The sequence below is a fragment of the Leptospira sanjuanensis genome, from assembly GCF_022267325.1.
Taxonomy (GTDB): Bacteria; Spirochaetota; Leptospiria; order Leptospirales; family Leptospiraceae; genus Leptospira; species Leptospira sanjuanensis.
Genome location: NZ_JAIZBG010000001.1, coordinates 2,989,553 through 3,015,898, shown reverse-complemented (window position 1 = coordinate 3,015,898; position 26,346 = coordinate 2,989,553). Strand labels below are relative to the sequence as shown.

Here is a 26,346-nt window from a genome sequence, read left to right as displayed (position 1 = left end):
TTCGGATGATGTTTCGTTTTTAGTCGGGATACCAATCTCTGTAATCTAATGTGTAGAATAGGGAGTCGGGCTCGCAGTTGAGCTTTCGGATTACTTGGTTGTAGGCTAAATCGAGGTGCAGGATGTAACTGTAGTTCGTGTGAAATGTGGGAACTCCCGCATTCAAAGTATCAAAGACGGATCCGCCAACCCCGGCAAAATCTAACCACAACAAATAATTGAAAAGAAAACAACGCGATACTCCGTGAGCTTGCGCTAACGTTCCGAACAAGGTCCAGCTTCCGGGACTCAAACGAACATTCACTCGTTTCATTTTGGATTTTCCCGGACTCGGTTGATACAAGGTTCGTCCTGCATTCTTCCCCAAACGTTTTTGAGCAGCGAGATATTTCGCATACGTCCGTAACATCTGCGGAATTTTCTTCGGAAGTCTTCGAGCTTCATCTTCGGAAAAACGAAGCCACGTTTCTTCCGGAATCAACAACGTCACGGTTTCCATTCGATCTTTTTGAAGGGTTGAGCGAATCTCCCGATCCGCATCCAGCAATAAATATCCCATATCCGTTCGGTTCCGAAATGCGTAAACAAAGCGCATATCGACCCAAAAAAATTCGTATAGCGTAGAAAAACGCAAGACCCGGACCGAAGAACCCGATTGTAACCGTTCAAAATAGGTTCGAATAAAAAACAAAACTTGATTCGACTTTACGATCGATTCTCAGAGACTGGACCCGAGTCCCGATTTCTCATGTTCGCGAAGAAGACATATTTTGCAGTTCAACAAAACTCGGTGCAAAGACCGTTAGACCTTTCTCCAAGAATCTCCAATTCGTGGAACGCATCGAGCCGCGCACTAATGATCATCTCATTCATCGCAATCGTCTTATTCTCCTGCAAGACGACCGAGACAACCGCATCCGAAAGAGAGATTTTTCTTTCCAGAACCGACTTAAAAGCACCGGAAATTCGGGCCGGAAAAGTGTTTCTCGCGGGTCATACGGGCGATCATACGTTGGACACGCCGGAGATTCTTCAGTTGATGAAAACCCTCGTGGAAGATACGGTCCGGAAAGATTTTTCCAAACTCGGAGATCAGGTTTCTCCCAAGGACGGATTGCTTCTTGATCTGAAAGGAATTTGGACTCGTGAAGAAATTAGAAAGGAACTTCTAAAAAAAGGGAATTATTTCGAGACGTATTTTTTTGACCGGGAGCTTTTGAAAAAACAGAAGAATTCGGAGAACGTTCGAACGGTTCGGGATTTGTTTTTACTTTCCGGCGGAATCGAAGTCGAGTTCTATTACGAAAGTATGACCGAATGCGAATTAAAGCTTCGATTCAAAAATAACGTAGAACTGGAGAAGGAACTTCTCAATCCATACTTTAAGAAAGTGCAGGGGAAATGGTATCTTCACAGAATGTTTTAATCAGCCCTAAGCCCGCAGGAGCGCCGAAATTTCCTAAGAAATGGTTTCTCTTCGGATTGCTCGGACTCGCCGTCGTTTTGATTTTTCCGATTACTACGACTGCGGAGGTAATCCCGCTCGAGCCTAACCTCGCCGAGGAAGAAGACAAAAAGAAATCGAACGCGAGTTCCAATTCTCCCGAAGAAAAAAAATCGCAAGGGACAAAGGACGCGCAAAATCAAACGCAGATCGAGTCGCAAACGCAATCACAAGTTCAGCCGCAAAGTTCGACGACCTACGGCCAATCCGTTTTTTCCGGAAAGATCATCGACTGGGACGTGGAACGTCTGACGGAATACGCGGTCTCGAACAATCCGTTGTATCTCGCGGAAAAACAAAACATGGGAATCGAACGGGGAAGGGTGATTACAGCTTCTTTGTATAGAAACCCGATCGTACAATACCAACAACAATTCATTGGGGTTCCGGGCGGCGGTGGAAACTCCGGGCCGCAGATTCTCGGTGCAAACGGATCGCAAGGAGGAAGCACGGAGATTGCGCCTGCCCTCTATCAAGATGTGGACGTGTACGGAATCATTTCTCTCCGATCCAAGGTCGCTAAAAAATCCTTCGAAGCGGTTCTCGGAGAATTCGACAACTTCGACAGGCTTTTTAGGCTCAGACTGAGACAGAACTATTGGACTTATATCTTCCTAACTAATTTAGTAGATTATAATAAAGAATTTTACGAAAATTACAGCGACCTTCTGGAACTCACGAAGTTTCGCGTGGAAAAGGGCGACATTTCTCCTCTCGAATTCGAACGTCTCGAGTTGGAAAGAATTCAGGTCGAGAAGTTTTACCGCGACGCGCTCGTGCGCAGGCAGTTCGTCGAAAAAGAGCTGAGAATTCTTACCGGAATCAAGGAATCGGAAGGAATATTCGCTTTCAAATCGGAGATGAAATTCAAATCCTTAGAGGACTTAGGTCTTCGGCTTAAGGATTCCACGATCGCTTCGGTCAACCGTCCCGACATCGCCGCTCTGGAAGAACGCGTTAAAGAGAAGAAGCTCAACATCGATCTCCAAAGAAGGGAAGCCCTCGGCTATCTCCAGGTCGGAGGCGAATGGAGAATCAAGGGCAACGAACACTACGCTGGCGTATTCGCTACGATTCCTCTTCCGTTGAACGACCGAGGTCAGGGAAAGGTTCTTTCGGCTAAAGAAGAACATAAAAAGTTCGAACTCGCGCTCGAAGCCAAAAAGCGCGAGGTCAATGAGGAAATCGAAGCTTCCAAGAAGGAACTTCTCGCGCGAGAAGACCTTCTCGCCAAATACGAACGAATCAATCTATTACAGAAAAACAAACAGTTGGAACAAAAATCCAGGATAGCGTATGTCCGTGGTGCGTCCGATCAGGTGACCTTTCTCCAGGCCGAAAAGAATTATCTTACGGTCCTCAGAGATTATTACGAAGTATTGTATCTCTACTACAATGCGGTCGAAATTTACAAGGCGGCGGTCGGTAAAAAAACAGAGAGGGATTAAAAAGCCCCATCCCGGAGATTTGTATGATCAATTTCTTAAACCGTTATAGAACGACTCTTATCCTTCTTGCGATCGTAAGCGCGGGATACTTCGGTTACAAAAAATTCTTCTCCAAAAAAGCGGAAGAGAAAAAGCCCGTAGCGGTCAGTAAAAACAGATTCACCGTTTCCGAGGAGATTTTAAAACGACATCCTCTCACGTTAGTCGCTCTTAAAGAAGTTTCCGCCTTTGACGAGGTCGCTCTTCCGGGAAGAATTTCCTACGATCCGGAAAGTATGGCGAGAGCCGGTTCCACCGTGGAAGCGAGAATCAAAAAGGTTCTCGTACGCGAAGGGGATCGGGTTAGTCAAGGTTCTCCTCTTGCGATTCTTTCTTCGGTCGTTCTCGGAGAAGTGGAAGCTTCTTATGTGAAAGCAAGAGCGAGTCTCGAAGCGTTGAAACTTCAAGCGGACCGGGCCAAGGAACTCTTCGACATGAAAGTGACCTCCGCGAAGGACTACGAGTTCGCGAACATGCAGTATAAAACCGCAAAGACCGAAGTGGAAACGACTCGGATCAAACTGGAAAACTACGGTTTGACGCCGGGCGAAATCGCCGGAATCGAAAGAGGGGTTTACGTTTCCTCCAACCTCGTTCTCCGCAGTCCGATCAACGGAGAAGTCACCGAAAGAAAGGCCGTGCAGGGACAACAGGTCACAAGAAACGAGGATCTGTTTACGATCGCCAATCTCACCAATCTGATGGTTCTTCTCGAAGTGTATGAAAAGGATTTGGGCACGATCGCCGAAGGAGCCGACGCGATGATTTATCCTCTCGGTGATGAAAAATCTCCCGGGATTAAGGGCGAGGTTGCATACGTGGGAACGGTTCTGGATAATATCAAACGAACCGCCAAACTTCGAATCATGGTTTCCAACCGGAACGGAAAACTGAAACCGGGACAATCCGTGACCGCAAAGGTGAAAGGAATGGTCGTGAATACGGGCGAACCGAGACGCACGGTTCCTCTCGAAGCGGTACATGAGATCGAAGGAAAATCGATCGTCTTTCTCCAAAACGAAGACGGAAGTTTTGAGGCGACCGAAGTCATTACGGGTGATACGGTCGGAGACGAGGTTGTCATCAAAGCGGGTTTGAAAGAAGGAGCGCAGATCGTTTCCAAAGGTTCGTTCATTTTAAAAAGCGAATACTTGAAGTTGTAGTTGAAGTTTTCGATATTTAGGAAGTTGGGTAATGTTAAAATTTTATGATCATTCTTAAGAATTTCTAAAGGGTTGATAATTATTGACGATTAAATAACATAGGTGAATATTAGGACGGGTTTGTCTTTTTTATGCTCCAGTCAGATGAAATAATAAACAAATGTGTTGCTATTGGAAAAGCAATCATTTCAGCGCTAACAACGCACATTGAAGTTCCCGTTATCTTTACGATTGAAGATGATACGTATGTATATTCGTATTGTCCTAAGTTCGGAATTTTTGCATACGGGGATTCCATAGAAATTGCTAAAGATAATTTAGCCTCGGCGATTTCCGTTAATATGCAGGCTTTATTTAAGGAAAATCGAATTAAGGATATATTCGAAAATCAGCTTGATCAGGTTTATTTGAATGCCTATGAAAAGATCAAAGATAAATTGTCTTTGGAGGCTTTAGAAGTCATTTGTGCATATCATTATGATAAGGATCAGGTCGAGACGATCAGAGGGACAAAGAAGCAACCTCAGATATATGATTTGACCGAAGAGATTAAACTTAAAATCGATTTAATTGAAGTAAAACGCAATACAGTCGCCGCATAATATTAGCTATTTATTATGTCTTCTGTAAAAAAGATCAAATATTGCAATGCACTTGATTTTTTGCAGAATTATCTTCCTGAGGAATTTACTTTTATTGAAACTAAAATTTCCACGGGAGGAAAAAGAGTCCTCCTTTGTTGGAATGAAAATATCCAGCCTCTTCAAGACAATAAGCCCAGATTTTTTTCGGAATTCGGTAGGGAATATATGGGCGTCTCCAATACGAACGAACCGCATATCGAATATATTCGGAAACATTTAGAAAAAATGTATTATGCTTTATTAAAGTTAAAATCGGTTGGAAAGATTAAAGAGATATCCTTTACGGTCGACGAGATTTTGGGAAAGATCGATTGGAAAGAAAAGGAAAAGCCGAATCTATGGCAGCAGTTTTCTTGATTTAGTGAATGCGCTTGTACTACTCCGAATCGAAATGGTCCTTGAAACTTTTGACTGACTTAGAACCCGAACTCAACTACGAGCCTCGTCGATATAAAAAGCGACGATCATTCATGCGAAAGTTAGATATTTTCGCGACTCGATTACTGAACTCATAAATCACTATGAGAAACTAAATGCTGAAATCAATTGGGATGCGGATGGGTTCCCCGGAGGAACTAAACCCGCCGATCACAATCCCCCGACAAGTTTTACTATTTTTGTGTTGACTTAGCATTTATTCACTACTAAGTTGTTTAGTATGAAAGACCTGACAGACAAGCAACAGGCTGTCCTCACATTCATTACTGCAATCATTAAGGAACGCGGTTTTCCTCCAACGATCCGGGAAATCGGAGACGAGTTCGGAATCACCGCAAAAGGCGCTTACGATCACCTCAAGGCAATCGAAAAAAAGGGATATCTCAAGACCGCCAAGAACCAATCCCGTGCGATAGAACTCATCCGTCAAAGCCCGATGGAATCTCTTCCCGTACAAGCGACGAGTATTCCCGTAATCGGTCGAGTTGCGGCCGGTCTTCCGATCTTCGCGGAAGAAAACATCGAATCCTATATTCCCGTTCCCGACGAGATGGCAAAAGGTAACGTTCCCATGTATGCGCTTCGGGTTCAGGGAGATTCGATGGTGGAAGCGGGAATCAACGACGGCGATATCGCGATCATCGAAAAACGGGATATTGCACGCAACGGTGAAATCGTAGTCGCGCTCATTGAGGACGAGGCCACGTTGAAAGTATATTATAAAGAGCAGGATCAGATTCGACTCGAAGCGAGAAATCCGAAATACAAACCGATCAAAACCAAGAAAGCAACGGTGATGGGTAAGCTGATCGGATTGTATCGAATTTACTGATTGACAGAGGGAGAAACTCGACTGAAACTTCGGACAGAGTGTTTCAACGAAATTTCTTCCTCTGTATTCTCCTCCTTTTCGTTCTCCAGTGCAGTCCTCCTAAAAAAGATATCACCGACGGCGATCTGAAAAGGGTTCTGGAACGGGTCAGCATCGCGAGAATCAACGCGAACCTCAAGGCTTCTTCCGGGAAAGCCGCACCCAACGATCTCACATTTTTTCTCGAAGCCTGTTCCGTCTATCGACTGGACCCCGATCGTGTATTGGATCGACTGAAAGAAAAAAGTCCCGCGCTGCACGAGGCATTGATCAAACAATATGAAAAGTAAAGAAAGAATGGTCTGGATTGGAATCGTTTCCTTTCTCAGCTTCGCACTAATTCTCCCGACAGGAACCGTAAAAGGAATATCCAAAGCGGGAGAATCCTATCTCCAAATCTTCCACGAAGTATTGTCCGTCATTCATAGCGATTACGTGGAATCCGTGGACGAAGAAAAACTCTACGTCGGAGCAATCCGCGGATTGATTTCTTCGCTCGGCGATCCGCATTCCCGATTTATGGATAAGGATGATTTCTCCCAACTCCAAGAAGAAACCCGTGGAAGTTTCGGAGGACTCGGGATGGAAGTCTCTTTCGCAGACGGAGCCATCGTTGTCATATCGCCGATCGAAGACACACCCGCGATGAAAGCGGGAATTCTTCCACAGGATCGAATCGTCGAAATCGACGGAAAGAACACGCACGATCTATCTCTTTCCGATTCCATCAAACTCATGAGAGGAAAAGTCGGAACTTCGGTGTCGATCAAACTCGAACGAAAGAATCAGAAGGAACCGATTCTTCTCACGTTAGTCCGAGAAATGATCAAGATCCGTTATGTGCGTTCTTCGTATCTGGAAAAGGAAAAACTCGGTTATATCAAACTCAATCAGTTCATGGGAAAGGACAGCACGCTTTCCGAATTCAAAAAGGAACTGAATTCTCTCAAAGATAAGGGCGCGGAAGGATTGATCGTCGATCTCCGAATGAATCCGGGCGGACTTTTGGATCTTGCGATCACTCTTTCCGATCTTTTCTTAAAACCGGATCTCGATATCGTTTCCGTGCGGGGAAGAGGCGGGGAACTCGTTCGCGTGTTCCGTTCCACGACCGCAAACGATAAAATCACCAATTTGCCGTTGGTCGTTTTGATCAACGAAGGTTCCGCCAGCGCTTCCGAAATTTTTGCGGGAGCGATGCAGGATCATGGAAGAGGAAAAATTCTCGGGACGGTTTCTTTCGGAAAAGGTTCCGTTCAAAACATCTATCCTCTTTCGCATAACACGGGAATCGCGCTTACGATTCAGAAATATTATACTCCGAGCGGAAAGTCGATTCACGGAAAAGGAATCCAACCCGACGTTGTCGTAAAATCGGTGGAGCCTACGGAAGACGATCGATTTTACATCCGCAAAATGGCCGAAAAGAAAATGCTCGAAGCCTTTCTTGCAAAGAATCCGAATTATTCCGAAGCGAACTTTGTCCTCTTTGAAAAGTATCTCTCGGAAAAAGGAATCAAACTTTCCACCGACGTCGCCAAATTCTTATACAAAAGCAGAAGCCAACAAGACAGTCACAACGGAATCCCCGACGTGGAACTGGACCCGCAGCTTCGTAAAGCGATCGAAATTCTCAGTGCTCCGAAAGACGGAGAAAAGAAACCTACAAACGCATGATCGGAATGGGAATCGAAACCAGTTGCGACGAGACCTCCATCGGAATCGTCCGCGACGGGAAAGAGAACCTCAGTCTTAGAATTTTCAGTCAGATCGATCTGCACAAACCCTACGGAGGAATCGTTCCGGAAATCGCTTCGCGCGCTCATCTGGAAAAGATCAACCTTCTGCTCGAAGAAGCGATGGAAGAGGCAAAGATCGGGTTCGAGGACCTTTCCTACGTCGCTGTGACTTCTTCTCCCGGTTTGACCGGTTCTTTGATGGTCGGTGCGCAGATGGCTCGTTGCATTCACATGGTTTACGGGACTCCGATTTTACCGGTTTGTCATCTTCAATCGCACTTTGCCGTTTTACACTTGGAGGGAGTTCCCACGGAATTCCCCGTTCTCGGATTATTGCTCTCCGGTGGGAATTCCGCCATTTACACATTGAAAGAATTTGGTAGAATGGAACTTCTCGGCGATACGATGGACGACGCTTTGGGAGAAGCCTTTGATAAGGTTGCGGGACTTTTGGATCTGCCTTATCCGGGCGGGCCGTATATAGAAGCGAAAGCGAACGCCTATGTTCCCGCTCCGGACGAAAAACCGATTCTTCCTCCGCTGCTTCGGAATCTTCCTCACAACGAGGTTTCATTCTCTTTCAGCGGACTCAAGACGGCGGTGATGGTTCAACTGGAAAAACAAAAGGATCTTTCTCGGGAAAGGATCTGTTGGAACTTTCAGAATTCCGCGTTCGATCTTGTGGAACGGAATCTCAAACGGGCCGTCGCGAAAACGGGAATTCGTCGGGTCTTTGCCGCGGGGGGAGTGTTGGCAAACGGCACGCTTCAGAAACGATTGCAGTCTTGGGCTGAAAAGAATTCAGTGGAACTTTATACTCCCAAGAGAAAAATTTATTGTACCGATAACGGTGCCATGGTAGCGTCTTTGGGATACTATCTTTTTCAGAAAGGCTATCAGAGAGATATCGATTTTACGGTCAGTCCGTCCAGACAGGAGATTTTTACATGAAACTCAAACTCAGTTGGGTTCCTAACACTCTTACGCTCGGAAATCTCACGATGGGATTCAGCGCTATGCTCGTTGCGTCCGAAGCCGGTTCCCGGGGTGGAAGCGAGTTACAGGCATACACACTTGCAGGATTCTTTATATTGCTTGCGGCTCTCTGCGACGGACTCGACGGTATGGCCGCAAGAGCGCTCAACGCGACATCCGAATTGGGAGCCGATCTGGACAGTCTTGCGGATTTGACCGCTTTCGGAATCGCTCCGGGTTATCTAATGTATCAGATGGTTCTTTGCGAATACAAGATCGACGTCTTCGGTAAGGAAGATCTTTTTCCGATCGGAATGCTCGTTGCCGCGATCTTCCCGATCTGCGCCGCGTATCGACTCGCACGTTTCAACGTCGCACACGATCCGAAGTCCTTTACGGGGCTTCCTTCTCCTGTGGCGGGCGTAACCGTCGGATTTTTTCCGATCTTTTTGAATGCGAACTCCGCTCCTCATTGGATTACGATCACCGGATTCGTTTTGATCGCGATCTTGATGGTTTCCAACATACGTTATTCGAAACCGCAGGCCGCCATTCGATCCAAGCTCAATCCTACGAGATTGTTTTTGCTCGTGGCGGGAATCACGATTCTGCTCGCTCTTGTAGGACTCAACCGCTGGCCTTGGCTGATCTACGGATTGATTTTCTTTTACATCTTTTCCGGAATCATGACCTTTCTCATTCACTTGATCCAAGAATTCCGAGTGAAGTTGGACTAAAACGGAAACTGCACCTGCAAGTTGATCCAAATTCCGTCGCCTTTACTTTCCTTCTTTCGGGAATGACTCACCGTAAAAGCGATGGTCGGCGATAAAAGCCGCAGACGAAACGAAGAAGAACGATCCGTAAAGATCAGACTCGTTTCGTCTCGAGCGGTTCTCGCCTCGAATACCGAATCGGTTCGGTTTCCTTCTTTTTGAAACAGAAACGCGCCTTCTAAGTTCCAAGTTTCCGTGATTCGAAAGGACCATTTCCCTTCCGTGATCGCGTCTCCGTTGATTCTCCATTCTTGTCCCGCTTCGATCGTAAAACGATTTCGGTATAAACCGTAATAAAGTCCGCGGCCGATCGTTTCGTTCGTATAACTTCTCAAGGAAAGAAGAATTCCTCCGTAGAAAGGATCGTAAATCATCGGAGCCTTGCCTCCGATGATTTCCCAACGTTTTGAAGACGAGGCGGAAGGAATATTATAATTTTCGAATACAGAGGATCGTGTCGTTTCGTTTGCGAAAAAGGGATTCGATTTTGAAATCGCCTCGAACGGAGTTTCGGAAGTCGCGTAGTTTGCAGCCGGAAAAGAACGGTTCCACGCTCGAATCCATTCCATCGAGAACGCGGAGTGCGAAACGATCGCAAAACGTGCGAGTTCCGCCTTACCTTTCAGTTCGTTCCGATCCGGGTCGAGCGCGAAAAGATCCTCGCTTTTTCCGCGATACCCGGTCAGACGAAATTCGGAATCCAAACTTTCCGAAAACATCGAAGTATAAAACGTCCCGCCGATTTCCTTTTTCTCGCCGACGGTTTGAATTCTGGAAACGATCTTCGGACCGGGAAGATTCCAATTCTTCGATTGGAAATTGAGAGAAACGTAATGTTTAGAAATCTCGGGAGAATACGCGGCTTCGAATAACTTCTTCGGAGAAAGAAGATAATATCCGGCTCCGCGTTTCGCTTCTTGTTCGGAATAATACGCTCCGAACGACCAGTCCTTCCAGATCAGCTCGAAAAATCCAGAACGATGCACGGCTTGATCGATCTCCGGAAGCGCGGTGTAAAAATCGTTGTCCCTCAGGAAATAAAAATTCTCCAGAGGTCGAAACCGATGTCCGAAACTCGCACGAGCGTATTTGTGATCTACTTTGGCGGAGAAAAGCGGGGTTCCGTTTCGAGTTTCGAAAAAGCCGGTCCAACAAAACCGAGCCGGCTCTTTCTGAATCACGTTCTTAATGCCGGAAACGGATCGCGGATGTTCGACAGAATTTTTCCGAGCTGTTGTCTTCGAAACTCCATCTTCGAAGGTCGCTGAATTGACTGAGTCGACCGGGGCAGGCTGCGGAGATGTCATCGGGCAATTCGAAGTTTTCAAAAACCAATTCTCTTTTGCCGTATGAGTGTATCTCGATTCGTAGGTTTCCAGGGTCGCTCCTATCCGCGATTCAACCGCGGCGAGCGGAAACCGCACGCAAAGAAATGCGACTGAGGTTAGAAAGTAAAATGCGGATAGGAATGAAAACCGTGACGCGTAAAATTTCGAATACGAAAGAATCGTAAAAAATCGGAATATTCTAAAAAACGAATTCTCTCGCGAGCTCACGGATTTTCCTTTCGGACTTTTCTCCGTGAACGTTTGTCTCGATTTGCGCATTCGAACTTCACGGTTTTTCTCCGCGAATCTTCTTGTTCTTGCGCGCCTTGTTCTGCGCGGCCTGCGGCCGCGCCGCCTTCGGATTCTTCTTGTTTAAAAGGACGTAAATCTTCGTTTGTTCTTTTTCCGAAAGGGAACGGAAGAACTCCGCGAATTCGTTTCGAGAACGCGCGCTTTCTTTGGAGATTCGCAGCGCGGCCGCCAGCGCAAATCCCGCCGACAAAAGTTCCTGCAGTGTTAAAGAGACATTCGTATAACGATGAATCGACGATCTTCGGACAAAATCGGGCGTCTCGGAAATTTCCTTGTTTTTTCCGTAAGAGCGATCATACTCGACCGCCGGTTCGCGATCGACGCGATTCGCGGAGGAAATCCGAGTCGCTCGGGAATCGGATTCTTTTTCGAAAAGATCTCCGACGTCCGCACGCGCGGAAAACGAAACGTCTTGATCGATCGCGCTTTGATTTCCAAAAAACGAAACGGCGGCATTCCCCCAAGCAAATCCGATTCCGAGCGTAAAACGATCTTCGGTATGAGCCTCCGTCCAAGTTCTTGAAATTCCCGCCAACAACCGAAGTTCCCGGTTCAATGGAGAATGCAGTAAAAGAGAAACGTTTCGAAATTCTTCTCCGGTCTTTCCGAAAAGATGGATCGACTGTCGAGTCGGAATCTCCAATCGAAACCCGATCACACAAAGGTCTTTTTGTCCGCGTTCCCAACCGGCAAACAAAGAAGAAGAAAAAGAATTCTCCCTCGAAACGAAAGAATAACCGAAGCCCGCGTAGGTTTGATGAACGAGCGGAGAGATTTCCGTTGCGGTTCTATGATTCACATAAACGAACGAAGTCTTCCAAAGATGTTCGTTTCGTTTTGCGACAAAGAATTCTCCGGAAGCTCCGAACGAGGGAGGAAATTTCTTTTTTGCTTCGGTCAAAATTCCCAAAGCAAGGGAGGAATTCTTCGGAGAAAGAAAGAAGGCCGGATCGATATCCGATCGAAACCGTTCGTGTTCGTCGTCTTCCGCACGCAAACCGCTTGTGAAAACGCAAAGGAGGCAAACCCAAAACAAAATCCTTGTCGGTTTGGAAACTTTGGAACGGGAGAATTCTTTTTTCCGCACGTTCGAAGCGGTTCGCGTCAACGAAGCTCAAGCGTTCGCTTTGAAAAAAAATCGAAATTGCTTTCGAAAAAAAATTCAAACGAAACGTTTTTGTCCGGGGGAAACGTTAAGATAGGATTCAGAAACCGAGGAAAACACGGGGTTTTGGGACTCAAAAAGACTTCTGGATCGAAAATCGAGGATTTTCGAAAAAAAAGAGTGTTTTGAGTTGACATTTACTACTATTTTGATTAGTATATACATATCCGTTTAGTGGATTATCCTGTGGTTTTATCTGTTTATGTCGTCTAATTTATTAAGAATGGAGAGAAGACTATGATCATTCGATCTCTGCAAGAATCAGCAAATTACCAGAGAAAACGCGGTGGTCTCGCCGGTGCCGGTCCTAACTGGAAGGAACGGACTCGCGCGGGTGAGTCGAATCTTAAATCCTTCGCGGATTATCTGGAAGAAGCGTTTGAAGGGGAAGTAGTTCAAAAAGGAACCTGGTTTGCAGATTCACTTTCTGAGCTCAGCAAAAACAACCTGAAGCGGATTTGAAATCTAGCGGAAAACTCTCTGAAAGGTTGGGTCCTTTTCCCGATCCCAGAACGCGGATTGCGTATGAAGCCGAATCCCTGGAAGATTGGGAACTTTTGGCGGTACTTCTGGGAAGAGGGAATCGGGCTCAGCCGATCGAGGAATTGAGCCGCAATATCTTGCATCAAAGTAAGGGACTGGGCGGACTTCTTCAAAAACAAGTTTCGGATCTTCGCAGGATTCCCGGGATCGGCAACGCAAAGGCGACCGCCTTAATCGCCGCCATCGAATTTGCAAGACGCCTCAAATGGGAAGCGCTCAAAGGGAAACGTTATTCCAGCAAGCAGCTTCTGAACTTTTTATCCACAAGTTTAATCCCTAAAAACAGGGAATGTTTCGTTCTCATCACTCTTTCACCCGAAGGTTCCGTGTTACGCGCCGAAGTCGTTGCGACCGGAAGTCTGGAAGAAGTCGGAGTACAAAGCCGAGACCTATTGAAAATCATTTTGAACGACGCGGCTTCCGCAGTGATCATCGCGCACAATCATCCCGAATCCGGCTGCAAACCGAGCCGAGAAGATATTTGGATTTATAAGAATTTCGGCAAGTTGTTGGATTCTCTCGGAATCGACCTCTTGGACCAATGGATTTTTGGAATTGACGGGATCTATTCCTGTAAGGAAGGTAAGGTTCTTCAGGCGTAACGCAGTGTTGAAAAATTTGCCGATTCTTTGGATCTTAGTGCGGAGAGATTACGCCTTACAATTTGCGGGAAGTTCCTTGGGAATCTCGTGGATGCTGATTCAAAATCTGAGTTTGATCCTGATCTATACGATCGTCTTTTTATTTCTTCATTTAAAAGGAAATCCCGAATCCGCTTCCGACTTCATCGGATACGCGTTCAGCGGTCTTTTGTTTTGGATTCCTCTTCAGGAATACATGATCCGCGGGACTTCCATTCTTACCGAAAACAGACAACTCATCAAACGGTCTCCTTTGGGTCCCGAGATTTTTCTTTGGATTCCTTACGCGCAGATGCTCGTTCATTTCGCCGTGACGGCGGTTCCGATTCTGGCCGTTCTGATTGCATTAGATAAATTGAATGTTTATTTTTTCCCGTTCGGTATTTTGATCGTGGTCGTCACGGGATATCTGCTTTCTTTCGTGCAGGGTTATCTCGCGAGAGCCAACGTGATTCTCCGGGACATCACTCCTCTGATTCGACTGCTCTCCCAATTCTTCTTTTGGTCGCTGCCGATCCTATACGTTTCCTCCGGCTTTTTGCAGGAAGTCAACGTTTGGAATCCGTTGAACTTTCCTTTGGAAGTTTTCCGTTACGTTTTATTAAACGACTTCGTTCCCGTTTTCCATTGGAAAGAATTTCTTCCGTCCCTGATTCTTTTCCCTTTGGTAGGAATTCTCAGCCGTTCTAAATTTCATTCCGTCATTTTGGATCATCTTTGAGCTTAAAAGTAGAAAATCTGAATAAGGTTTACGCCGGTTTTAGCGGCCCTTCCAAGCGGATTTTAAACGTACTCACGCTCGGTTTTTTCGGGAACGACGTGCGTTACGACGCTCTGAAAAACGTAAGCTTTGAAATCGGTTCCGGAGAAATCGTCGGTTTAATCGGAAGAAACGGCGCGGGAAAGTCCACGTTGCTAAAAGTCCTCACGGGAGTTTCCTCGTACGCGTCGGGAAAAATTCTAAAAACGGGAACTCTTCGATCCATCCTCGAACTCGGAGTAGGATTCAACCCCGAACTTGACGGACGGGAAAATCTGTATTACAACGGTCTCGTTTGGGGACTCAGTCCGAAAGAAATCGAATCTTCGATGGAGGAGATTTTCGAGTTCTCCGGTTTACAAGAATTTAAGAATATTCCAATCAAACAATATTCTTCCGGGATGGTGATGCGTCTCGGTTTTGCGCTCGCGACGTTCGCGAGACCCGACATTCTCATCGTGGACGAGGCTCTTGCGGTGGGAGACGCGAGCTTTCAGCAAAAATGTCTGCAGCGTTTTCGTTCGTTTCAGGAAGAAGGAACTCTGACGCTCATCGTCAGTCACGATCTCGAACTTTTAAAGTCCGTCTGTTCCCGGGTTCTCATTTTGGAAAAAGGAAAACTGGTTTTTGACGGAGATCCCGTCGATGGATTTCGCGAATACATGCAGATCATCGCGGATGCGGGGAGCGAACAGGAAAACGTTCTTCCTTTGCAGAAGGATTCTCCCGTGGAAACTCTTTCGGTCGGAATTCAACACAAGGGCCGGATCAATCCGAAAATTCTTCCGGTCGGAGCGGAAGTGGAAATAACGGTCGGCGTAAAATTCAAAAAGGAAATCCCCGATTTGACGGTCGGTTTTCACATCGACGACGCTCGGGGAATCCGTGCTTTCGGGACGAACACGTTTCATCTCGGGAATTCGTTGAAAAACATCCGCGCGGGAGAATCGGTCCGGGCGCAGTTCCGACTTCCTCTGAATTTTTCCGCAGGAAAGTATTCGCTCGGGATCGCGTTGCACGAAGGAGACAATCACGTGGGAAGCAATTACCTTTGGAAGGACGGGATTCTTTCTTTTGAGTTGGAACGGCTCGATCTCCCGAAATTCGAAGGCGCGGCTTGGTTGCCGGTCGAGTGTCGCCTGGAAAAAGACGCTTCTTCCTGATTTATTTTTCTTTCTCACCCCGGAAAGCCCGGAATCCTGGTTCTCAATATGAAAGTTTGTGTGATTGGAAGCGGTTATGTCGGTCTTGTCGCTGGGGCTTGTTTTGCGGAATATGGAAATCACGTGATTTGCGTCGATAAAGACGAAACGAAAATCGCAAATCTTAAAAAAGGAATCATTCCCATCTATGAGCCGGGTCTTTCCGAATTGGTTTTGACCAATTGGAAGGAAAAACGGTTGGATTTTACGACTTCTCTCAAGGAAGGCGTGGAAAATTCGGAAATCATTTTTATCGCTGTGGGAACTCCCACACTCCCGGACGGATCTTCGGATCTTTCCGCGGTCTTTGCGGTCGCAAAGGAAATCGGTAAATCCATCAACGGATACAAGGTCATTGTGGATAAGTCCACCGTTCCGGTCGGAACTGCGGCTCAAGTCAAAGCGATTATCGCCAACGAAACGAAACAAGAATTCGACGTCGTTTCCAACCCGGAATTTTTGAAAGAAGGCGCGGCGATCGACGACTTTATGCGTCCGGAAAGAGTCGTGATCGGAGCGGAAACGCAAAAAGCCGGCGACCTCATCGCACAATTGTACGCGCCTTTCGTTCTCAACGGAAATCCGATTCTCCGTATGGGAGTGGTTTCCGCGGAACTTACCAAATACGCGTGTAACGCGTTCCTCGCGACGAAAATCTCATTTGCCAACGAGATCGCGAATCTTTGCGAAGCCGTCGGAGGAAATTACGAAGACGTGCGCAAAGGAATGGGAACCGACTCCAGAATCGGAAGACAGTTCTTGTACGCTGGAATCGGATACGGAGGTTCCTGCTTTCCGAAGGACGTCCGCGCCCTCATCAAAACGTCGGAAGACGAAGGCGCGCCCTTGCAGATCATCCGCAAAGTGGAAGAAGTCAACGAAGCGCAAAAACTCAGACTCTATGAGAAAATCGTAAAGTTTTACGGAGAATCCGGTCTTGCCGGAAAAACCTTCGCGGTTTGGGGGCTTTCCTTTAAACCGGGAACGGACGATATGAGAGAGGCTCCTTCGATTCCTCTTTTGCTCAAACTACATGATAAAAACGTAAAGTTACAGGTTTATGATCCGGTTTCTAAAGAGACTTCGGGTCATTATTTCGAAGGGAAGGTGCAATATGCGGACGACGCTTATTCCTCTCTCAAAGACGCGGACGCTCTTCTTCTTTTAACCGAATGGAGAGAATTCAGAGAACCCGATTTCGGGAAAATGAAGAGCTTGATGAAACAAAGCGTGATCTTCGACGGAAGAAATCAGTATTCTCCGGAATCGATGAAAAAACAAGGGTTTCAATATTTCTCGATCGGAAAACCGGCTGTATAAATTTTGTTAAGCGAATCCCTGCCGTCGCACGACAGCGGGGACGTAAGTTCGTTTACCGGCCGAACGGTTTTCTAAAATATTCTTCATAAGAAAAACGGAATGCGTTTAACAATCGACGCGTTCGAGTGATATTCCTCTTTGATTTCGGGGTTCATGTCTTTCTTCCGCTCTAAGGACCATCTGAGAAGAAATTCAATAGTTTAGCCAAGAAGAAATCGGACGTGCAGTTAAAAAATTGTTTATCGCATGCGAAGAAGCCGCGTTAGGTTATGTTGGTCGAGTGATCGGGGACAAACCTGAAATCGAAAACGCGGGCCGATGCCTGCCTTCAAAATTCATTTAGAGAATCGTATATTTCAATCCCAGTCTGCAAACGCGGATTCCGGATTCGGTCCCGAATAATTCCAGTGGCCCATCTTTCTTCCGTCGCGGACTTCCGTTTTTCCGTAAAGGTGGAGGTGATAATGAGGATTTTCTAATGCTCGATTCCAGAGAACGGAGCCGGGTTTGTAATCTTCGCCGAGAATGTTTTTCATAGTGACCGCTTTGACGGGGATGTGCGTCGGCGCGGGAAGATTACAAAGTGTTCTCATCTGAAGAGCAAATTGGGAAAGTGTTCCGCTGTCCTGGCTGAAATGTCCGGAATTATGCGGTCTGGGAGCGAATTCGTTGCAAAGAATTTCCTCTCCCTTGATAAAGAACTCGATTCCGAAGACTCCGATATAATCGATCGTTTCCGCGAGTTTTTTTGCATAGGCGACAAGATTGTCCTCCACGCTTTTCGGAAATTCTCCGGGATGAAAGGTAAGATCGAGAATGTGATTTTTATGAACGTTTCGAGACGGTCGAAAATGAGAAATCGTACCGTCTTCGAATCTCGCTAAGATTACGGAAGCCTCGTCCGTAAACGGAAAAAATTCCTCCACGATATGATTGAATTCTTTGAGATCGGCGAGCGCGGAAATCAATTCTTCCCGAGTTTTGCATTTCACCTGGCCCTTTCCATCGTAACCCATCGTGTTCGTTTTTAAGATGCAGGGAAATTTGACTTTGGGCGGAACCGAACGTTTATCCTCTTCCGTAAACACCGGAAAAAAGTTTACGGTAGGAATTCCGGCCTTTTGGAAGGAAGTTTTTTCTTTCCATCGGTTTTGCGCGATTCGGACGCAGTTCGGAGAAGGATGAACTTTAAGTCCCGTCTGTTTGGAAAAGTTTTCGACAGTGGAAAGTGCAATTTCCGGAATATTCTCAAATTCGAATGTAAGAGCGTCGATCTTGTTTAGGAAATCGGTCAGCGCGGTCACGTCTTCGTATGCTGCTACGAATTCGTTGGCACCCGCACCCGCCGCGGGAGAATTCTTTTCGGGAGAATAAACGGAAACTTCGTATCCGAACGGAATCACTTCCAAGCAGAACATTCTCGCGAGTTGCCCCGCGCCCATGACCCCGAGTTTGGCGCCGGGGAGAAGAACGTTTTCTCCGCTCACAGAAGATCCTTGTTTTTAGAAAGGGCCTCTTCTCGAATTTTGATACGATATTGTTCGAGTTTTTCCGAAAGTTCGGCGCTTTGTAAGGAAAGAATTCTCAGAGCGAGAAGGCCCGCATTCTTAGCACCCGCCGTTCCGATCGCGAGAGTTCCCACCGGAACTCCTCCCGGCATTTGAACGATGGAAAGAAGGCTGTCTAGTCCGTTGAGCGCTTTGCTTTGAACCGGAACTCCCAATACGGGAAGGGTGGTCATCGACGCAACCATACCGGGAAGGTGAGCGGCTCCGCCGGCTCCGGCGATGATTACAGAGTAACCGGCTTGTTTCGCGTTCTTGGAAAATTCCAACATAAGTTCGGGGGATCTGTGAGCCGAAACGATTTCTTTATCGGCCCTCACGCCGAAATCCTTCAGGATCAACTCGGCTTCCTTCATCGTTTCCCAATCGGAATGACTGCCCATGATGATTGCGACTTTTGCGTTCAAGTTGGATTCTCCTTCTGAAACTGTTTCTGTGCGTAAAGAGGTTTGCAAGAACTAAACCGGAAGCGCTTCTACGAAGCGTTCGAGTCGAATTCCTCGGGACGCTTTCGCTAAAACCACGGAACCCTCCGGGACCGAGTCCGTAAAGGTTCGAACGAGTTCCTTCAAACCTTCTTCCGTTTCCGGGAAATGTTCCGCAAACCGCGGCGACGAAGTTCGTTTAACAAATTCGTCCCGTATCAGACGAGCATCGTTTCCAAACGTAAATAGGCCTTTGAGATTCGGAAAGCCCGCGCAGAATTTGCCGAGTTTTTTATGGAATTCGGAGGAATGTTTTCCGAGTTCTTTCATATCGCCTAATACGACGAAGAATTCCTTTTTGTCCGCGAGTTGATCCGCTACTTCCAAGGAAGAAAGCATGGATTCGTAGTTCGCGTTATACGTATCGTTGATTACGTTGTATTTGCCGCTTTGAAAATCGAGTCGCTTATTTGCGGAACGAAACGAGGAGATTCCGTCTTGAATCCATTCGATCGGGGTTCCGATCGCTTCCAAACAGGAAACCGCGACGGCCACGTTTCCCAAAAGTTTTTCTCCGGGTAGATTCCATTCTATCTCTTTGTCTTTGTAATTTAATAAGAATCCGGACGGCCGTTTTTGGAGGACGGAAAACGTTTTCCCCGGTTCCGCAAGGACGAGTTTCCCGCCGTGTTTGCGGAGCTTTCGCTTTAGAACTTTAGAATATTCTCCCGAGCTTGGGTAAAAGAGTTTGCCGCCCTTTGTAAGACCTTCCGCGACTTCCGCTTTGGCCTTTGCGATTCCTTTTTGGCTGCCTAAGAATTCTATATGCGCGGTTCCGATCGTAGTTATAACGGCGTGATCCGGCTTTGCGATCCGGGTTAATCTGGAAATTTCCCCTTTGTGGTTCATACCGAGTTCGCAGACTACGATTCGAGTTCGATCCGTGATCCGGAATAGGGTGAACGGAAGGCCGATTTCGTTGTTATAATTTTTTTCCGTGACGACTAATGCTTGTTCGCCGATCGGTTTGAGACAATTCCCTAATAATTCTTTCGTGGTCGTTTTCCCGCTTGAACCGGTTACGGCAATTACGATCGGATTGTATCTCAGTCTGTGAAATTCCGCCAATCTTCCGAGAGCGATCAACGTGTCCTTTACGGGAATCGACTTGGCTGCCTCTTCTTCCGTAAACCCGTTTCGAATCGGATGATCTTCTTCCACTAAAAAATAGGACGCCCCGTTTGCGACCGCGTCGCGTATAAATTCGTGGCCGTCCCGATTTCCCCGAAGCGGGACAAAGAGGGAACCGGGTTCCGCTTCCGCAGAGGAAGTCGTAATCGTAACAATCTGTGATTCTTTTTGAAACCAAGTCCCGGATCGAAATCCCAAGGCTTTGCGGATCGTTTCGGGGTCGTAGGAGAAGGCTGCCTTCATGAATCCAAATTGTAGGGAGAGAATCTTTTGGAAATTCTAAAATTGAGGTAGGGTGGAGTCGCATTTATACGACATGCGTATAAATGGGGAGAAAATCTTTGTATGTCGTAGAAGCGCCGTCGGACCCATCTTTATCGTTCGGTATAATGCCGATGTTTTTATACCAACGCTACGTACGATATAAGCCGTTTTTCTCGATATAAGCTAAAATCTTTTCGGAAATCCGTTCGCGATTCAATGCGGCCGAAGCGGAACCGGACTTAGCAAAAGAAATTCTCAAATCCGTGGAACTTACCGGAATCAAAGGGTTGTTCAAAAAACGAAAACTACCTTGTTCGAAAAGACGGTCGTTGATCGGAATCGTTTCCGAAAAACGACGAAATACGTAAACCTCGCGGACGAGGCGCAAAATTTCCTTCCAATCCTTCCACTGATCAAAGTTCGAATAATTATCCTCTCCGATCAAAAGCACGAACTCCCGATCCGGATAAGAAGACTTTAGTTCCAAGATCGTTTGAATCGTAAAGCTCGGACCGGTTCGTTTGAGTTCTAAGTCCAGGATGCGGATCGTTTCGCCGAATTCGGAGGCGAAAATATGCAACATTTCTAATGTTTTTTCGGGGGAAGCCGTCTTCTCGTTTTTAAGGGGATTTTGCCGATTGGGAATCAGAAAGACCTCCCTACATTCGGGAACTACCCTAAAAAAAGACTTTAGGATTCCTGAATGTCCTATGTGGGGAGGATCGAAACTTCCTCCGAAGATTCCGGTGAGAATTTTGGATTCACCGGACAAGGATTAACCTCGGATTTGTCCGCTTCCGTTGACGTATGTGGTCGTGGTGGTGAGATGCACCAACCCCATCGGTCCTCGAACATGAAGTTTTCCGGTGGAAATTCCGACCTCCGCTCCGAGGCCGAATTCGCCTCCATCGTGAAACCGAGTGGAACAATTCACGAAAAGCGCGGCGGAATCCAACGAACTCGTAAACGTTTTTGCGGCGGTTAGGTCTTCCGTAACGATCGCTTCGGTATGACCCGAGGAAGTTTTTTCGATAAAGGCCAGCGCTTCTTCCAAAGAAGAAACCGTTTTTACGGAAAGTCTCAGATCTAAGAATTCTTCCATGTAGTCCGCTTCGCTTACGGGTTTTCCTTTCGGAAACAAAGATAGAGCGGGTGGATCGAGAAGAAGTTCTACACCTTCTTTTGCAAGAGCTTCTAAGAGTTCTTTGCGGAAGGGATATCCGTTATGAAGAATCAGATTCTCCGTCGCGTTACAAACTCCGGGTCTTTGCACCTTCGAGTTGATTACGATCGGAATCACTTTCCCGGGGTCCGCGTCCTGATCGATGTAAAGATTACAAACGCCTTTGTCGTGTTTAACGACGGGAATTTTGGAATTTTCGCTGACGAAGCGGATCAAACCTTCTCCGCCTCTCGGAACTACGATATCGATCGACGCGGTTTGTTGAAAGAAGGGAAGCATAAACGATCGATCCGTTTTGTCCACGAAAGTCACCGCTCCTGTGTCGATTCCTTCTTTATTTAGAATTTCATGAAATAGTTTTACGAGGATCGCGTTCGAGTGAAACGCTTCGCTTCCTCCTCTAAGAATGCACGCGTTGCCCGATTTAAAGGAAAGCGCACCCACGTCGATTGTGACGTTCGGACGCGATTCGTAGATCACCATTACGACCCCGAGCGGAACCCGTCTCGTAACGAGTTCTAGGCCGTTGGGAAGAGTCAAACCGCGCGTAACTTCTCCCACAGGATCGGGGAGGCTTACGATTTCTCGAACCGCGGAAGCCATCGCTGCGATTCTCTTGTCGTTTAACAAAAGACGGTCCATCAAGGCCGCGGAAAGATTTTTTTCCTTACCGTCTTTGAGATCCCGTTCGTTTGCCGCGAGAATTTCGGATTTTCTTTTTTCCAACAGATCAGCGAGATCAGCGAGAATCTTATTCTTTTTGGAAGAAGGAAGCGCCTTTAAACTTCTGGAAGCTTTTTTCGCGCGTAAACAAAGGTCTTCAACGTATTCGATTTCTTTCATGTATGATTTCCCCCGTTTCCGTTCGCGTTTCTATTCTTACGAATGATTTCCTTTACGTCCTCTTCCGAAAATACCCGGTTTCCGGAAGGAGCGACTAATGTTCCGATTTCGTTTTCGTTCAAAAACTCCCGGATCACGTGCATCTTCTTTCCGTTTAAGATCGCGGTCGGAATTCCGGCTTCGGATAATAAACCCGCCGATTTGAGCTTGGTAAACATGCCGCCGGTTCCGGGACCGCTCGGACCGCCGGCGAGATTCAAATCGTCTTTGGTGATTTTTCCCAAAAAGGATACGACCTTCTCTTCTTTCAAAAATCCGTCCACGCCGGTAAGAATGACGAGAAGATCCGCGCCTACGATCAGACTTACCAAAGCGGAGAGCATATCGTTGTCTCCGAATTTCACCTCTTCGGTCGCAACGGAATCGTTTTCGTTCACGATGGGAAGAATTCCCCATTCCAAAAGCTGAGTGAACGTATTCTTTAGATTTTTATAACCTTCTTTGGATTCGAGATCCAAAACGCCGAAAAGAATCTGCGCGATGCTCAGATTCACCTTGGAAAAAAAACTGTCGTATAGATTGACGAGGCGGTTTTGGCCCATGGCGGCTAACGCTTGTTTTTCGGAAAGGGAATCTCCCGAGGAGATGGAAGAGGGGAGTTCGCTTAACAAAAGTCTTCCCCTTGCGATCGCTCCGGAGGAAACGAGGATCACTTTTTTACCGAGATCTCGGAGATGACGGATGTCGCTTACCAATTGAAAGAGAAAGTCGTTCACTTCCGAGGAAGGACCGGACAATCTCGCGGAACCGACCTTGATTACGATCATCTCGGCGGAACGGATTTTTTCCGAAAGGACGGAGCGTTCTAAGATGGATGAATTCATTCTTGGAACTCCTTTTGACTGGAAGAAGGGGAATCTTCGGAAGAATCATCGAACTCCGCAGCGTTCGCAGAAGAATTCTCCGTGTTCGTATCGTTTCCATCCTCCGTAAAGTAGGCAAGTTTGGAATTTGGATTTAAAACCTTTTCGATTTCGTCTTTAAAAAAGGTTTCGTCCATGGCGATTAAAAGTTCTTCCAAGTTTATTTCCTTTTCCGCGGAGATCGCGATCACCTTGCCGAGATGGGAAACCTTTTGGATTACGTCCTTGGTGAATTCGGGATCGTCCCACACGTCGATTTTGTTCAATACGATCAAGTAAGGGCGTTTGAGAAGTTCCGGATTGTATGTGGAAAGTTCGTTTCTGAGCATCTTTAAATCCTCTTCGATATCCAAAGAGGACGCGTCGAACAGATATAAGATTCCTTTCACTCGTTCGATATGACGAAGAAACGAAAGTCCTAGACCGATTCCCATGCTCGCGCCTTCGATGATGCCCGGAATGTCCGCGATCGTAAAACGGAAGATATCTCCTCTTCGCTTAACAACACCGAGGTTCGGAGAAAGAGTCGTGAATGCGTAACCCGCGATCTTAGGATGTGCGTCCGTGATCTTTGAGATCAGTGTGGATTTGCCCGCGTTCGGAAGACCGACGATCCCGACGTCGGCCAAAAGTTTCAACGAAAGACGTAGAAATTTATATTCTCCCTCTTCTCCGGGTTGTGCGAAGCGGGGAGTTTGGTTCGTGGAAGATTTAAAGTGAGTGTTTCCTTTTCCGCCTCGGCCGCCTCGAACGACTACGAATTCCTGCGTGTCGGAAACGAAATCGAAAAGAAGATCGCCCGTTTCCTCGTCGTAGATTTGAGTTCCGAGAGGAACGAAAAGAATCAGGTCTTCTCCCTTTTTGCCGGAACAATTGTCGCCTACTCCGGGAAAACCGGCTTCCGCCTTGAACTTTCTTTTGGAAAGATATTTGTCCAGTGTGTACATGGAAAGATTCGGACGAATGATCACGTTTCCGCCGATTCCTCCGTCTCCGCCGTCGGGACCGCCGAACTCGACGTATTTTTCCCTGCGGAAATGAACGGAACCTGCTCCGCCGTGACCGGCGAACACTTCGATGGCGACTTCGTCTACAAAGGATTCCATGCTTTTAATCGAATATTCTAAATTCTTAAATTACCTAATAAAACAAAAAACCGCAGAGTCCGGACCCAGAAGCGGGCAGGAGACTGCGGTTCATCCGGTTTTTGTTGAAATATAGGGGTTTATTCCGGGTAAACGGAAACCTGCATTTTCAATTTGGATACCATCTCGAACTTTACTTTCCCGTGAACGAGAGCAAAGAGAGTGTGATCCTTTCCGAGACCAACGTTGTTGCCGGGGCGGAACTTTGTTCCTCTTTGGCGAACGAGGATGTTTCCTGCGAGAACGGATTCGCCGCCGAAACGTTTTACGCCGAGTCTCTGGGAATTTGAATCCCGGCCGTTTTTAGAAGATCCACCACCTTTCTTATGTGCCATTTTCAGGTACTCCTATCAGTTCAATTTCTGTCGGATATTGATTCTTGAGGTTTTTTAGCCCGGTAAGAACCAAATCAAAACTAGTTTGTATCAATGCGTCTTGCTCGAGAACCTCGAACCGAAGATATCCGTCGCGGATTTCTGCCGGTTTCACTTTGCCGGATTGGAGGAGGTGCAGATATAAGGTCTGAACCAGAACCGAGACGGCAGAGCAGAGAAGATTCTCGCCTTTTTTTCCAAGAGAAGCGGGAGAATGTCCCTCGCTTTCCAAGGAAGAATAAAATTCTCCTTTGCGAGTGATCCGAATGGCGATCAAACTGCGGAGAGAGAAACGACCTTAACTTTTTGGAGCTGTTGTCTGTGGCCCCAAGCTTTTTGATAATTCTTTCTTCTTTTGTAAACGTAAGCGTGAATTTTGTCACCTTTTACGTCTTCGAGAACTTTTAAGGAAACACGAGCCGTTTTCAGCTCAGGTTGTCCGATATGAACCTTATTGCTGGATTCCGCGAAAAGAAGAACTTTTGCGTCAAAGGATTCACCCGCGTTTTTGCCGGTTTTTTCGGTCAGAAATTCCTGATCCTGGGTTACCTTGTATTGTCTGTTTCCAACTGAAATAATAGCGTACATATCCGTCCGGCCTGTTTTAAGTCGTTTTCAACCAATCTGGTCGACGTCCCCCGACGGTCAAGGGGAAAATCGAAAAACGCTTGTACGGGAAGCGAGGTTTGCCCGTTTGACCGAATTTTGTGGGAACTCATACGCCCAAAATGGAGAATTGTGGTTGTCCACCGTTCTTTCCGGAGAATGTGGGAACTCATACGATCAAATCTGAGGACGCGGCCGCAATCGATGTTTTTTAGATTTGTAGGAACTCCTTCCTCTTTCTGGAATTCGAGGTTTTTCAGTCGGATCAACATCTGAAGGGAGAATTTCCGGTCAATGGGAGGATGTAAGAGTTCCCACAACCAACAAGAATCATTCCGTTCTTCGGAACACTTCCTTGGTTCGCGGGAGAATTCTCCCGAAGCAAAGATTTAAGATCCGGTTACGCACAGAAATCTCTAAGCCGGAGCCATGCTTAAAATTCTCCTGAGTCGGAACGACCTCTTTCGGAAAAAGGATTTATGAATTGAAAAATGCTTTCCCGATCCGCAGCGCCGAACTTCCGAACTTCAGCAAAATTCGAAGTCGGAACTCACAACGTTATGCGAACTCCCGTTTTGTAACTTGGAATCAACCCTGATAAAACCAAATCGTTTTGTATGCCAAGAATGAAAGCGTTCGCTGGAAGTATATTCATTGGGCAATAAGCTATATTTTGAATTATATATTCTTTATCATATTATAAGATCATTAGATAAATTTATGCGTCATTTTCAAAAAACCGATTTTTGTTTCCGAAAATGATTGAGAAATTGCTGATTCTTTTTTGGCGAAAGGTCGGTTGCGCTGAATGATCGTTCGATGATTTTCTTATAAAAAAAGAAAGAAAGTCCTAAAACGAGGAACAAAACCTAAAAAACGAGCAAAAAATGACTTAGGTAAGAGTTAATCGATCTGATAGATGCATACGATCTTTTTACGCAAAATGAAACAGTAAAAAG

Annotated in this window: 28 protein-coding genes; 15 read left to right on the top strand and 13 right to left on the bottom strand. The window is 46.6% G+C overall.

The genetic code is table 11. The features are described 5' to 3' along the window. Window positions 1-19: 19 nt before the first annotated feature. Complete coding sequence (locus tag LFX25_RS13595; RefSeq protein ID WP_238730718.1) at window positions 20-559, bottom strand: DUF1564 domain-containing protein; 540 nt, start codon at window positions 557-559, stop codon at window positions 20-22. 297 nt (window positions 560-856) lie between these two features. Between LFX25_RS13595 and LFX25_RS13590 the strand changes: the two genes are divergently transcribed. The 10 genes from LFX25_RS13590 (at window position 857) to pssA (ending at window position 9,558) form a co-directional block, all read left to right on the top strand. Next, window positions 857-1,426, top strand: coding sequence for a hypothetical protein (locus LFX25_RS13590; RefSeq protein ID WP_238730717.1), 570 nt, complete (start codon window positions 857-859; stop codon window positions 1,424-1,426). Further along, on the top strand, window positions 1,402-2,952 hold the full coding sequence (locus LFX25_RS13585; RefSeq protein ID WP_238730716.1) for a TolC family protein: 1,551 nt from the start codon (window positions 1,402-1,404) through the stop codon (window positions 2,950-2,952). Before LFX25_RS13590 ends, LFX25_RS13585 begins: the two co-directional genes overlap by 25 nt. A 23-nt stretch (window positions 2,953-2,975) precedes the next feature. Beyond that, window positions 2,976-4,154, top strand: coding sequence for an efflux RND transporter periplasmic adaptor subunit (locus LFX25_RS13580; protein ID WP_238730715.1), 1,179 nt, complete (start codon window positions 2,976-2,978; stop codon window positions 4,152-4,154). 131 nt (window positions 4,155-4,285) lie between these two features. Continuing rightward, entirely contained in the window at window positions 4,286-4,756 is a 471-nt protein-coding gene (locus LFX25_RS13575; protein ID WP_238730714.1) for a type II toxin-antitoxin system HicB family antitoxin, read from the top strand. Window positions 4,757-4,963: 207 nt separating this feature from the next. After that, on the top strand, window positions 4,964-5,155 hold the full coding sequence (locus LFX25_RS13570; RefSeq protein ID WP_238730713.1) for a hypothetical protein: 192 nt from the start codon (window positions 4,964-4,966) through the stop codon (window positions 5,153-5,155). A 301-nt stretch (window positions 5,156-5,456) separates the two neighbouring features. After that, the gene (lexA, locus tag LFX25_RS13565; RefSeq protein ID WP_118956277.1) at window positions 5,457-6,068 is read left to right on the top strand and encodes a transcriptional repressor LexA; all 612 of its coding nucleotides are present in this window, start codon (window positions 5,457-5,459) and stop codon (window positions 6,066-6,068) included. Window positions 6,069-6,106: 38 nt separating this feature from the next. Further along, window positions 6,107-6,397, top strand: a complete 291-nt coding sequence (locus LFX25_RS13560) for an LA_1448 family UV-C exposure upregulated protein (RefSeq protein ID WP_238730712.1) — start codon at window positions 6,107-6,109, stop codon at window positions 6,395-6,397. After that, a complete protein-coding gene (locus LFX25_RS13555) occupies window positions 6,387-7,784 on the top strand; it encodes a S41 family peptidase (RefSeq protein ID WP_238730711.1) in 1,398 nt (465 codons plus the stop codon). The genes LFX25_RS13560 and LFX25_RS13555 overlap by 11 nt, the downstream gene beginning before the upstream one ends. Further along, window positions 7,781-8,797: a tRNA (adenosine(37)-N6)-threonylcarbamoyltransferase complex transferase subunit TsaD gene (tsaD, locus tag LFX25_RS13550; protein ID WP_238730710.1), complete on the top strand. Its 1,017-nt coding sequence runs from the start codon at window positions 7,781-7,783 to the stop codon at window positions 8,795-8,797. Before LFX25_RS13555 ends, tsaD begins: the two co-directional genes overlap by 4 nt. Then, window positions 8,794-9,558: a CDP-diacylglycerol--serine O-phosphatidyltransferase gene (pssA, locus tag LFX25_RS13545; RefSeq protein WP_238730709.1), complete on the top strand. Its 765-nt coding sequence runs from the start codon at window positions 8,794-8,796 to the stop codon at window positions 9,556-9,558. The genes tsaD and pssA overlap by 4 nt, the downstream gene beginning before the upstream one ends. Here pssA and LFX25_RS13540 read toward each other — a convergent pair. Next, window positions 9,555-11,204 carry a hypothetical protein gene (locus tag LFX25_RS13540; RefSeq protein ID WP_406600500.1) on the bottom strand — a complete coding sequence of 550 codons (1,650 nt, stop codon included), beginning with the start codon at window positions 11,202-11,204 and terminating at the stop codon, window positions 9,555-9,557. The two genes, pssA and LFX25_RS13540, sit on opposite strands and share 4 nt — an antisense overlap. A gap of 7 nt (window positions 11,205-11,211) precedes the next feature. Next, on the bottom strand, window positions 11,212-12,324 hold the full coding sequence (locus tag LFX25_RS13535) for a hypothetical protein (protein WP_238730707.1): 1,113 nt from the start codon (window positions 12,322-12,324) through the stop codon (window positions 11,212-11,214). Between the two features lie 315 nt (window positions 12,325-12,639). Between LFX25_RS13535 and LFX25_RS13530 the strand changes: the two genes are divergently transcribed. From LFX25_RS13530 to LFX25_RS13510, 5 genes are read left to right on the top strand one after another with little or no spacing between them, the layout of a single operon-like run. Then, window positions 12,640-12,864, top strand: coding sequence for an LIC12298 family protein (locus tag LFX25_RS13530; protein ID WP_010573985.1), 225 nt, complete (start codon window positions 12,640-12,642; stop codon window positions 12,862-12,864). Then, window positions 12,861-13,547, top strand: a complete 687-nt coding sequence (locus LFX25_RS13525; RefSeq protein ID WP_238730706.1) for a JAB domain-containing protein — start codon at window positions 12,861-12,863, stop codon at window positions 13,545-13,547. Before LFX25_RS13530 ends, LFX25_RS13525 begins: the two co-directional genes overlap by 4 nt. Window positions 13,548-13,551: 4 nt before the next feature. Beyond that, entirely contained in the window at window positions 13,552-14,307 is a 756-nt protein-coding gene (locus LFX25_RS13520; RefSeq protein ID WP_238730705.1) for an ABC transporter permease, read from the top strand. Continuing rightward, a complete protein-coding gene (locus tag LFX25_RS13515) occupies window positions 14,304-15,509 on the top strand; it encodes an ABC transporter ATP-binding protein (protein ID WP_238730704.1) in 1,206 nt (401 codons plus the stop codon). Before LFX25_RS13520 ends, LFX25_RS13515 begins: the two co-directional genes overlap by 4 nt. Before the next feature lie 48 nt (window positions 15,510-15,557). Then, window positions 15,558-16,868: a UDP-glucose dehydrogenase family protein gene (locus LFX25_RS13510; RefSeq protein WP_238730703.1), complete on the top strand. Its 1,311-nt coding sequence runs from the start codon at window positions 15,558-15,560 to the stop codon at window positions 16,866-16,868. 356 nt (window positions 16,869-17,224) lie between these two features. Here LFX25_RS13510 and LFX25_RS13505 read toward each other — a convergent pair whose 3' ends face one another. From LFX25_RS13505 to rplU, 10 genes are all read right to left on the bottom strand, one after another. Next, on the bottom strand, window positions 17,225-18,355 hold the full coding sequence (locus LFX25_RS13505) for a 5-(carboxyamino)imidazole ribonucleotide synthase (protein WP_238730702.1): 1,131 nt from the start codon (window positions 18,353-18,355) through the stop codon (window positions 17,225-17,227). Continuing rightward, window positions 18,352-18,840 carry a 5-(carboxyamino)imidazole ribonucleotide mutase gene (gene purE, locus LFX25_RS13500; RefSeq protein ID WP_238730701.1) on the bottom strand — a complete coding sequence of 163 codons (489 nt, stop codon included), beginning with the start codon at window positions 18,838-18,840 and terminating at the stop codon, window positions 18,352-18,354. The genes LFX25_RS13505 and purE overlap by 4 nt, the downstream gene beginning before the upstream one ends. A gap of 51 nt (window positions 18,841-18,891) precedes the next feature. Continuing rightward, window positions 18,892-20,292, bottom strand: coding sequence for a UDP-N-acetylmuramoyl-tripeptide--D-alanyl-D-alanine ligase (locus LFX25_RS13495; protein WP_238730700.1), 1,401 nt, complete (start codon window positions 20,290-20,292; stop codon window positions 18,892-18,894). A gap of 169 nt (window positions 20,293-20,461) precedes the next feature. Continuing rightward, entirely contained in the window at window positions 20,462-21,085 is a 624-nt protein-coding gene (gene nadD, locus LFX25_RS13490; protein WP_238730699.1) for a nicotinate (nicotinamide) nucleotide adenylyltransferase, read from the bottom strand. 3 nt (window positions 21,086-21,088) lie between these two features. Continuing rightward, complete coding sequence (locus LFX25_RS13485; RefSeq protein ID WP_238730698.1) at window positions 21,089-22,339, bottom strand: glutamate-5-semialdehyde dehydrogenase; 1,251 nt, start codon at window positions 22,337-22,339, stop codon at window positions 21,089-21,091. After that, window positions 22,336-23,223, bottom strand: a complete 888-nt coding sequence (gene proB, locus LFX25_RS13480; RefSeq protein WP_238730697.1) for a glutamate 5-kinase — start codon at window positions 23,221-23,223, stop codon at window positions 22,336-22,338. The genes LFX25_RS13485 and proB overlap by 4 nt, the downstream gene beginning before the upstream one ends. Then, on the bottom strand, window positions 23,220-24,368 hold the full coding sequence (gene obgE, locus LFX25_RS13475) for a GTPase ObgE (protein ID WP_238730696.1): 1,149 nt from the start codon (window positions 24,366-24,368) through the stop codon (window positions 23,220-23,222). The genes proB and obgE overlap by 4 nt, the downstream gene beginning before the upstream one ends. A 119-nt stretch (window positions 24,369-24,487) precedes the next feature. Further along, on the bottom strand, window positions 24,488-24,742 hold the full coding sequence (rpmA, locus tag LFX25_RS13470) for a 50S ribosomal protein L27 (protein WP_002629808.1): 255 nt from the start codon (window positions 24,740-24,742) through the stop codon (window positions 24,488-24,490). Next, a complete protein-coding gene (locus LFX25_RS13465) occupies window positions 24,732-25,058 on the bottom strand; it encodes a ribosomal-processing cysteine protease Prp (RefSeq protein ID WP_238730695.1) in 327 nt (108 codons plus the stop codon). Before LFX25_RS13465 ends, rpmA begins: the two co-directional genes overlap by 11 nt. Next, window positions 25,055-25,369, bottom strand: a complete 315-nt coding sequence (gene rplU, locus LFX25_RS13460; RefSeq protein ID WP_118956292.1) for a 50S ribosomal protein L21 — start codon at window positions 25,367-25,369, stop codon at window positions 25,055-25,057. The genes LFX25_RS13465 and rplU overlap by 4 nt, the downstream gene beginning before the upstream one ends. Window positions 25,370-26,346 lie beyond the last annotated feature (977 nt).

Bases quoted from the DNA above. Each gene is read 5' to 3' on its own strand.
- LFX25_RS13595 (WP_238730718.1), bottom strand. From the start codon at position 559: ATGGGATATTTATTGCTGGATGCGGATCGGGAGATTCGCTCAACCCTT.
- LFX25_RS13590 (WP_238730717.1), top strand. From the start codon at position 857: ATGATCATCTCATTCATCGCAATCGTCTTATTCTCCTGCAAGACGACC.
- LFX25_RS13585 (WP_238730716.1), top strand. From the start codon at position 1,402: ATGGTATCTTCACAGAATGTTTTAATCAGCCCTAAGCCCGCAGGAGCG.
- LFX25_RS13580 (WP_238730715.1), top strand. From the start codon at position 2,976: ATGATCAATTTCTTAAACCGTTATAGAACGACTCTTATCCTTCTTGCG.
- LFX25_RS13575 (WP_238730714.1), top strand. From the start codon at position 4,286: ATGCTCCAGTCAGATGAAATAATAAACAAATGTGTTGCTATTGGAAAA.
- LFX25_RS13570 (WP_238730713.1), top strand. From the start codon at position 4,964: ATGGGCGTCTCCAATACGAACGAACCGCATATCGAATATATTCGGAAA.
- lexA (WP_118956277.1), top strand. From the start codon at position 5,457: ATGAAAGACCTGACAGACAAGCAACAGGCTGTCCTCACATTCATTACT.
- LFX25_RS13555 (WP_238730711.1), top strand. From the start codon at position 6,387: ATGAAAAGTAAAGAAAGAATGGTCTGGATTGGAATCGTTTCCTTTCTC.
- tsaD (WP_238730710.1), top strand. From the start codon at position 7,781: ATGATCGGAATGGGAATCGAAACCAGTTGCGACGAGACCTCCATCGGA.
- pssA (WP_238730709.1), top strand. From the start codon at position 8,794: ATGAAACTCAAACTCAGTTGGGTTCCTAACACTCTTACGCTCGGAAAT.
- LFX25_RS13540 (WP_406600500.1), bottom strand. From the start codon at position 11,204: ATGCGCAAATCGAGACAAACGTTCACGGAGAAAAGTCCGAAAGGAAAA.
- LFX25_RS13530 (WP_010573985.1), top strand. From the start codon at position 12,640: ATGATCATTCGATCTCTGCAAGAATCAGCAAATTACCAGAGAAAACGC.
- LFX25_RS13510 (WP_238730703.1), top strand. From the start codon at position 15,558: ATGAAAGTTTGTGTGATTGGAAGCGGTTATGTCGGTCTTGTCGCTGGG.
- LFX25_RS13495 (WP_238730700.1), bottom strand. From the start codon at position 20,292: ATGAAGGCAGCCTTCTCCTACGACCCCGAAACGATCCGCAAAGCCTTG.
- LFX25_RS13485 (WP_238730698.1), bottom strand. From the start codon at position 22,339: ATGAAAGAAATCGAATACGTTGAAGACCTTTGTTTACGCGCGAAAAAA.
- proB (WP_238730697.1), bottom strand. From the start codon at position 23,223: ATGAATTCATCCATCTTAGAACGCTCCGTCCTTTCGGAAAAAATCCGT.
- obgE (WP_238730696.1), bottom strand. From the start codon at position 24,368: ATGGAATCCTTTGTAGACGAAGTCGCCATCGAAGTGTTCGCCGGTCAC.
- rpmA (WP_002629808.1), bottom strand. From the start codon at position 24,742: ATGGCACATAAGAAAGGTGGTGGATCTTCTAAAAACGGCCGGGATTCA.
- rplU (WP_118956292.1), bottom strand. From the start codon at position 25,369: ATGTACGCTATTATTTCAGTTGGAAACAGACAATACAAGGTAACCCAG.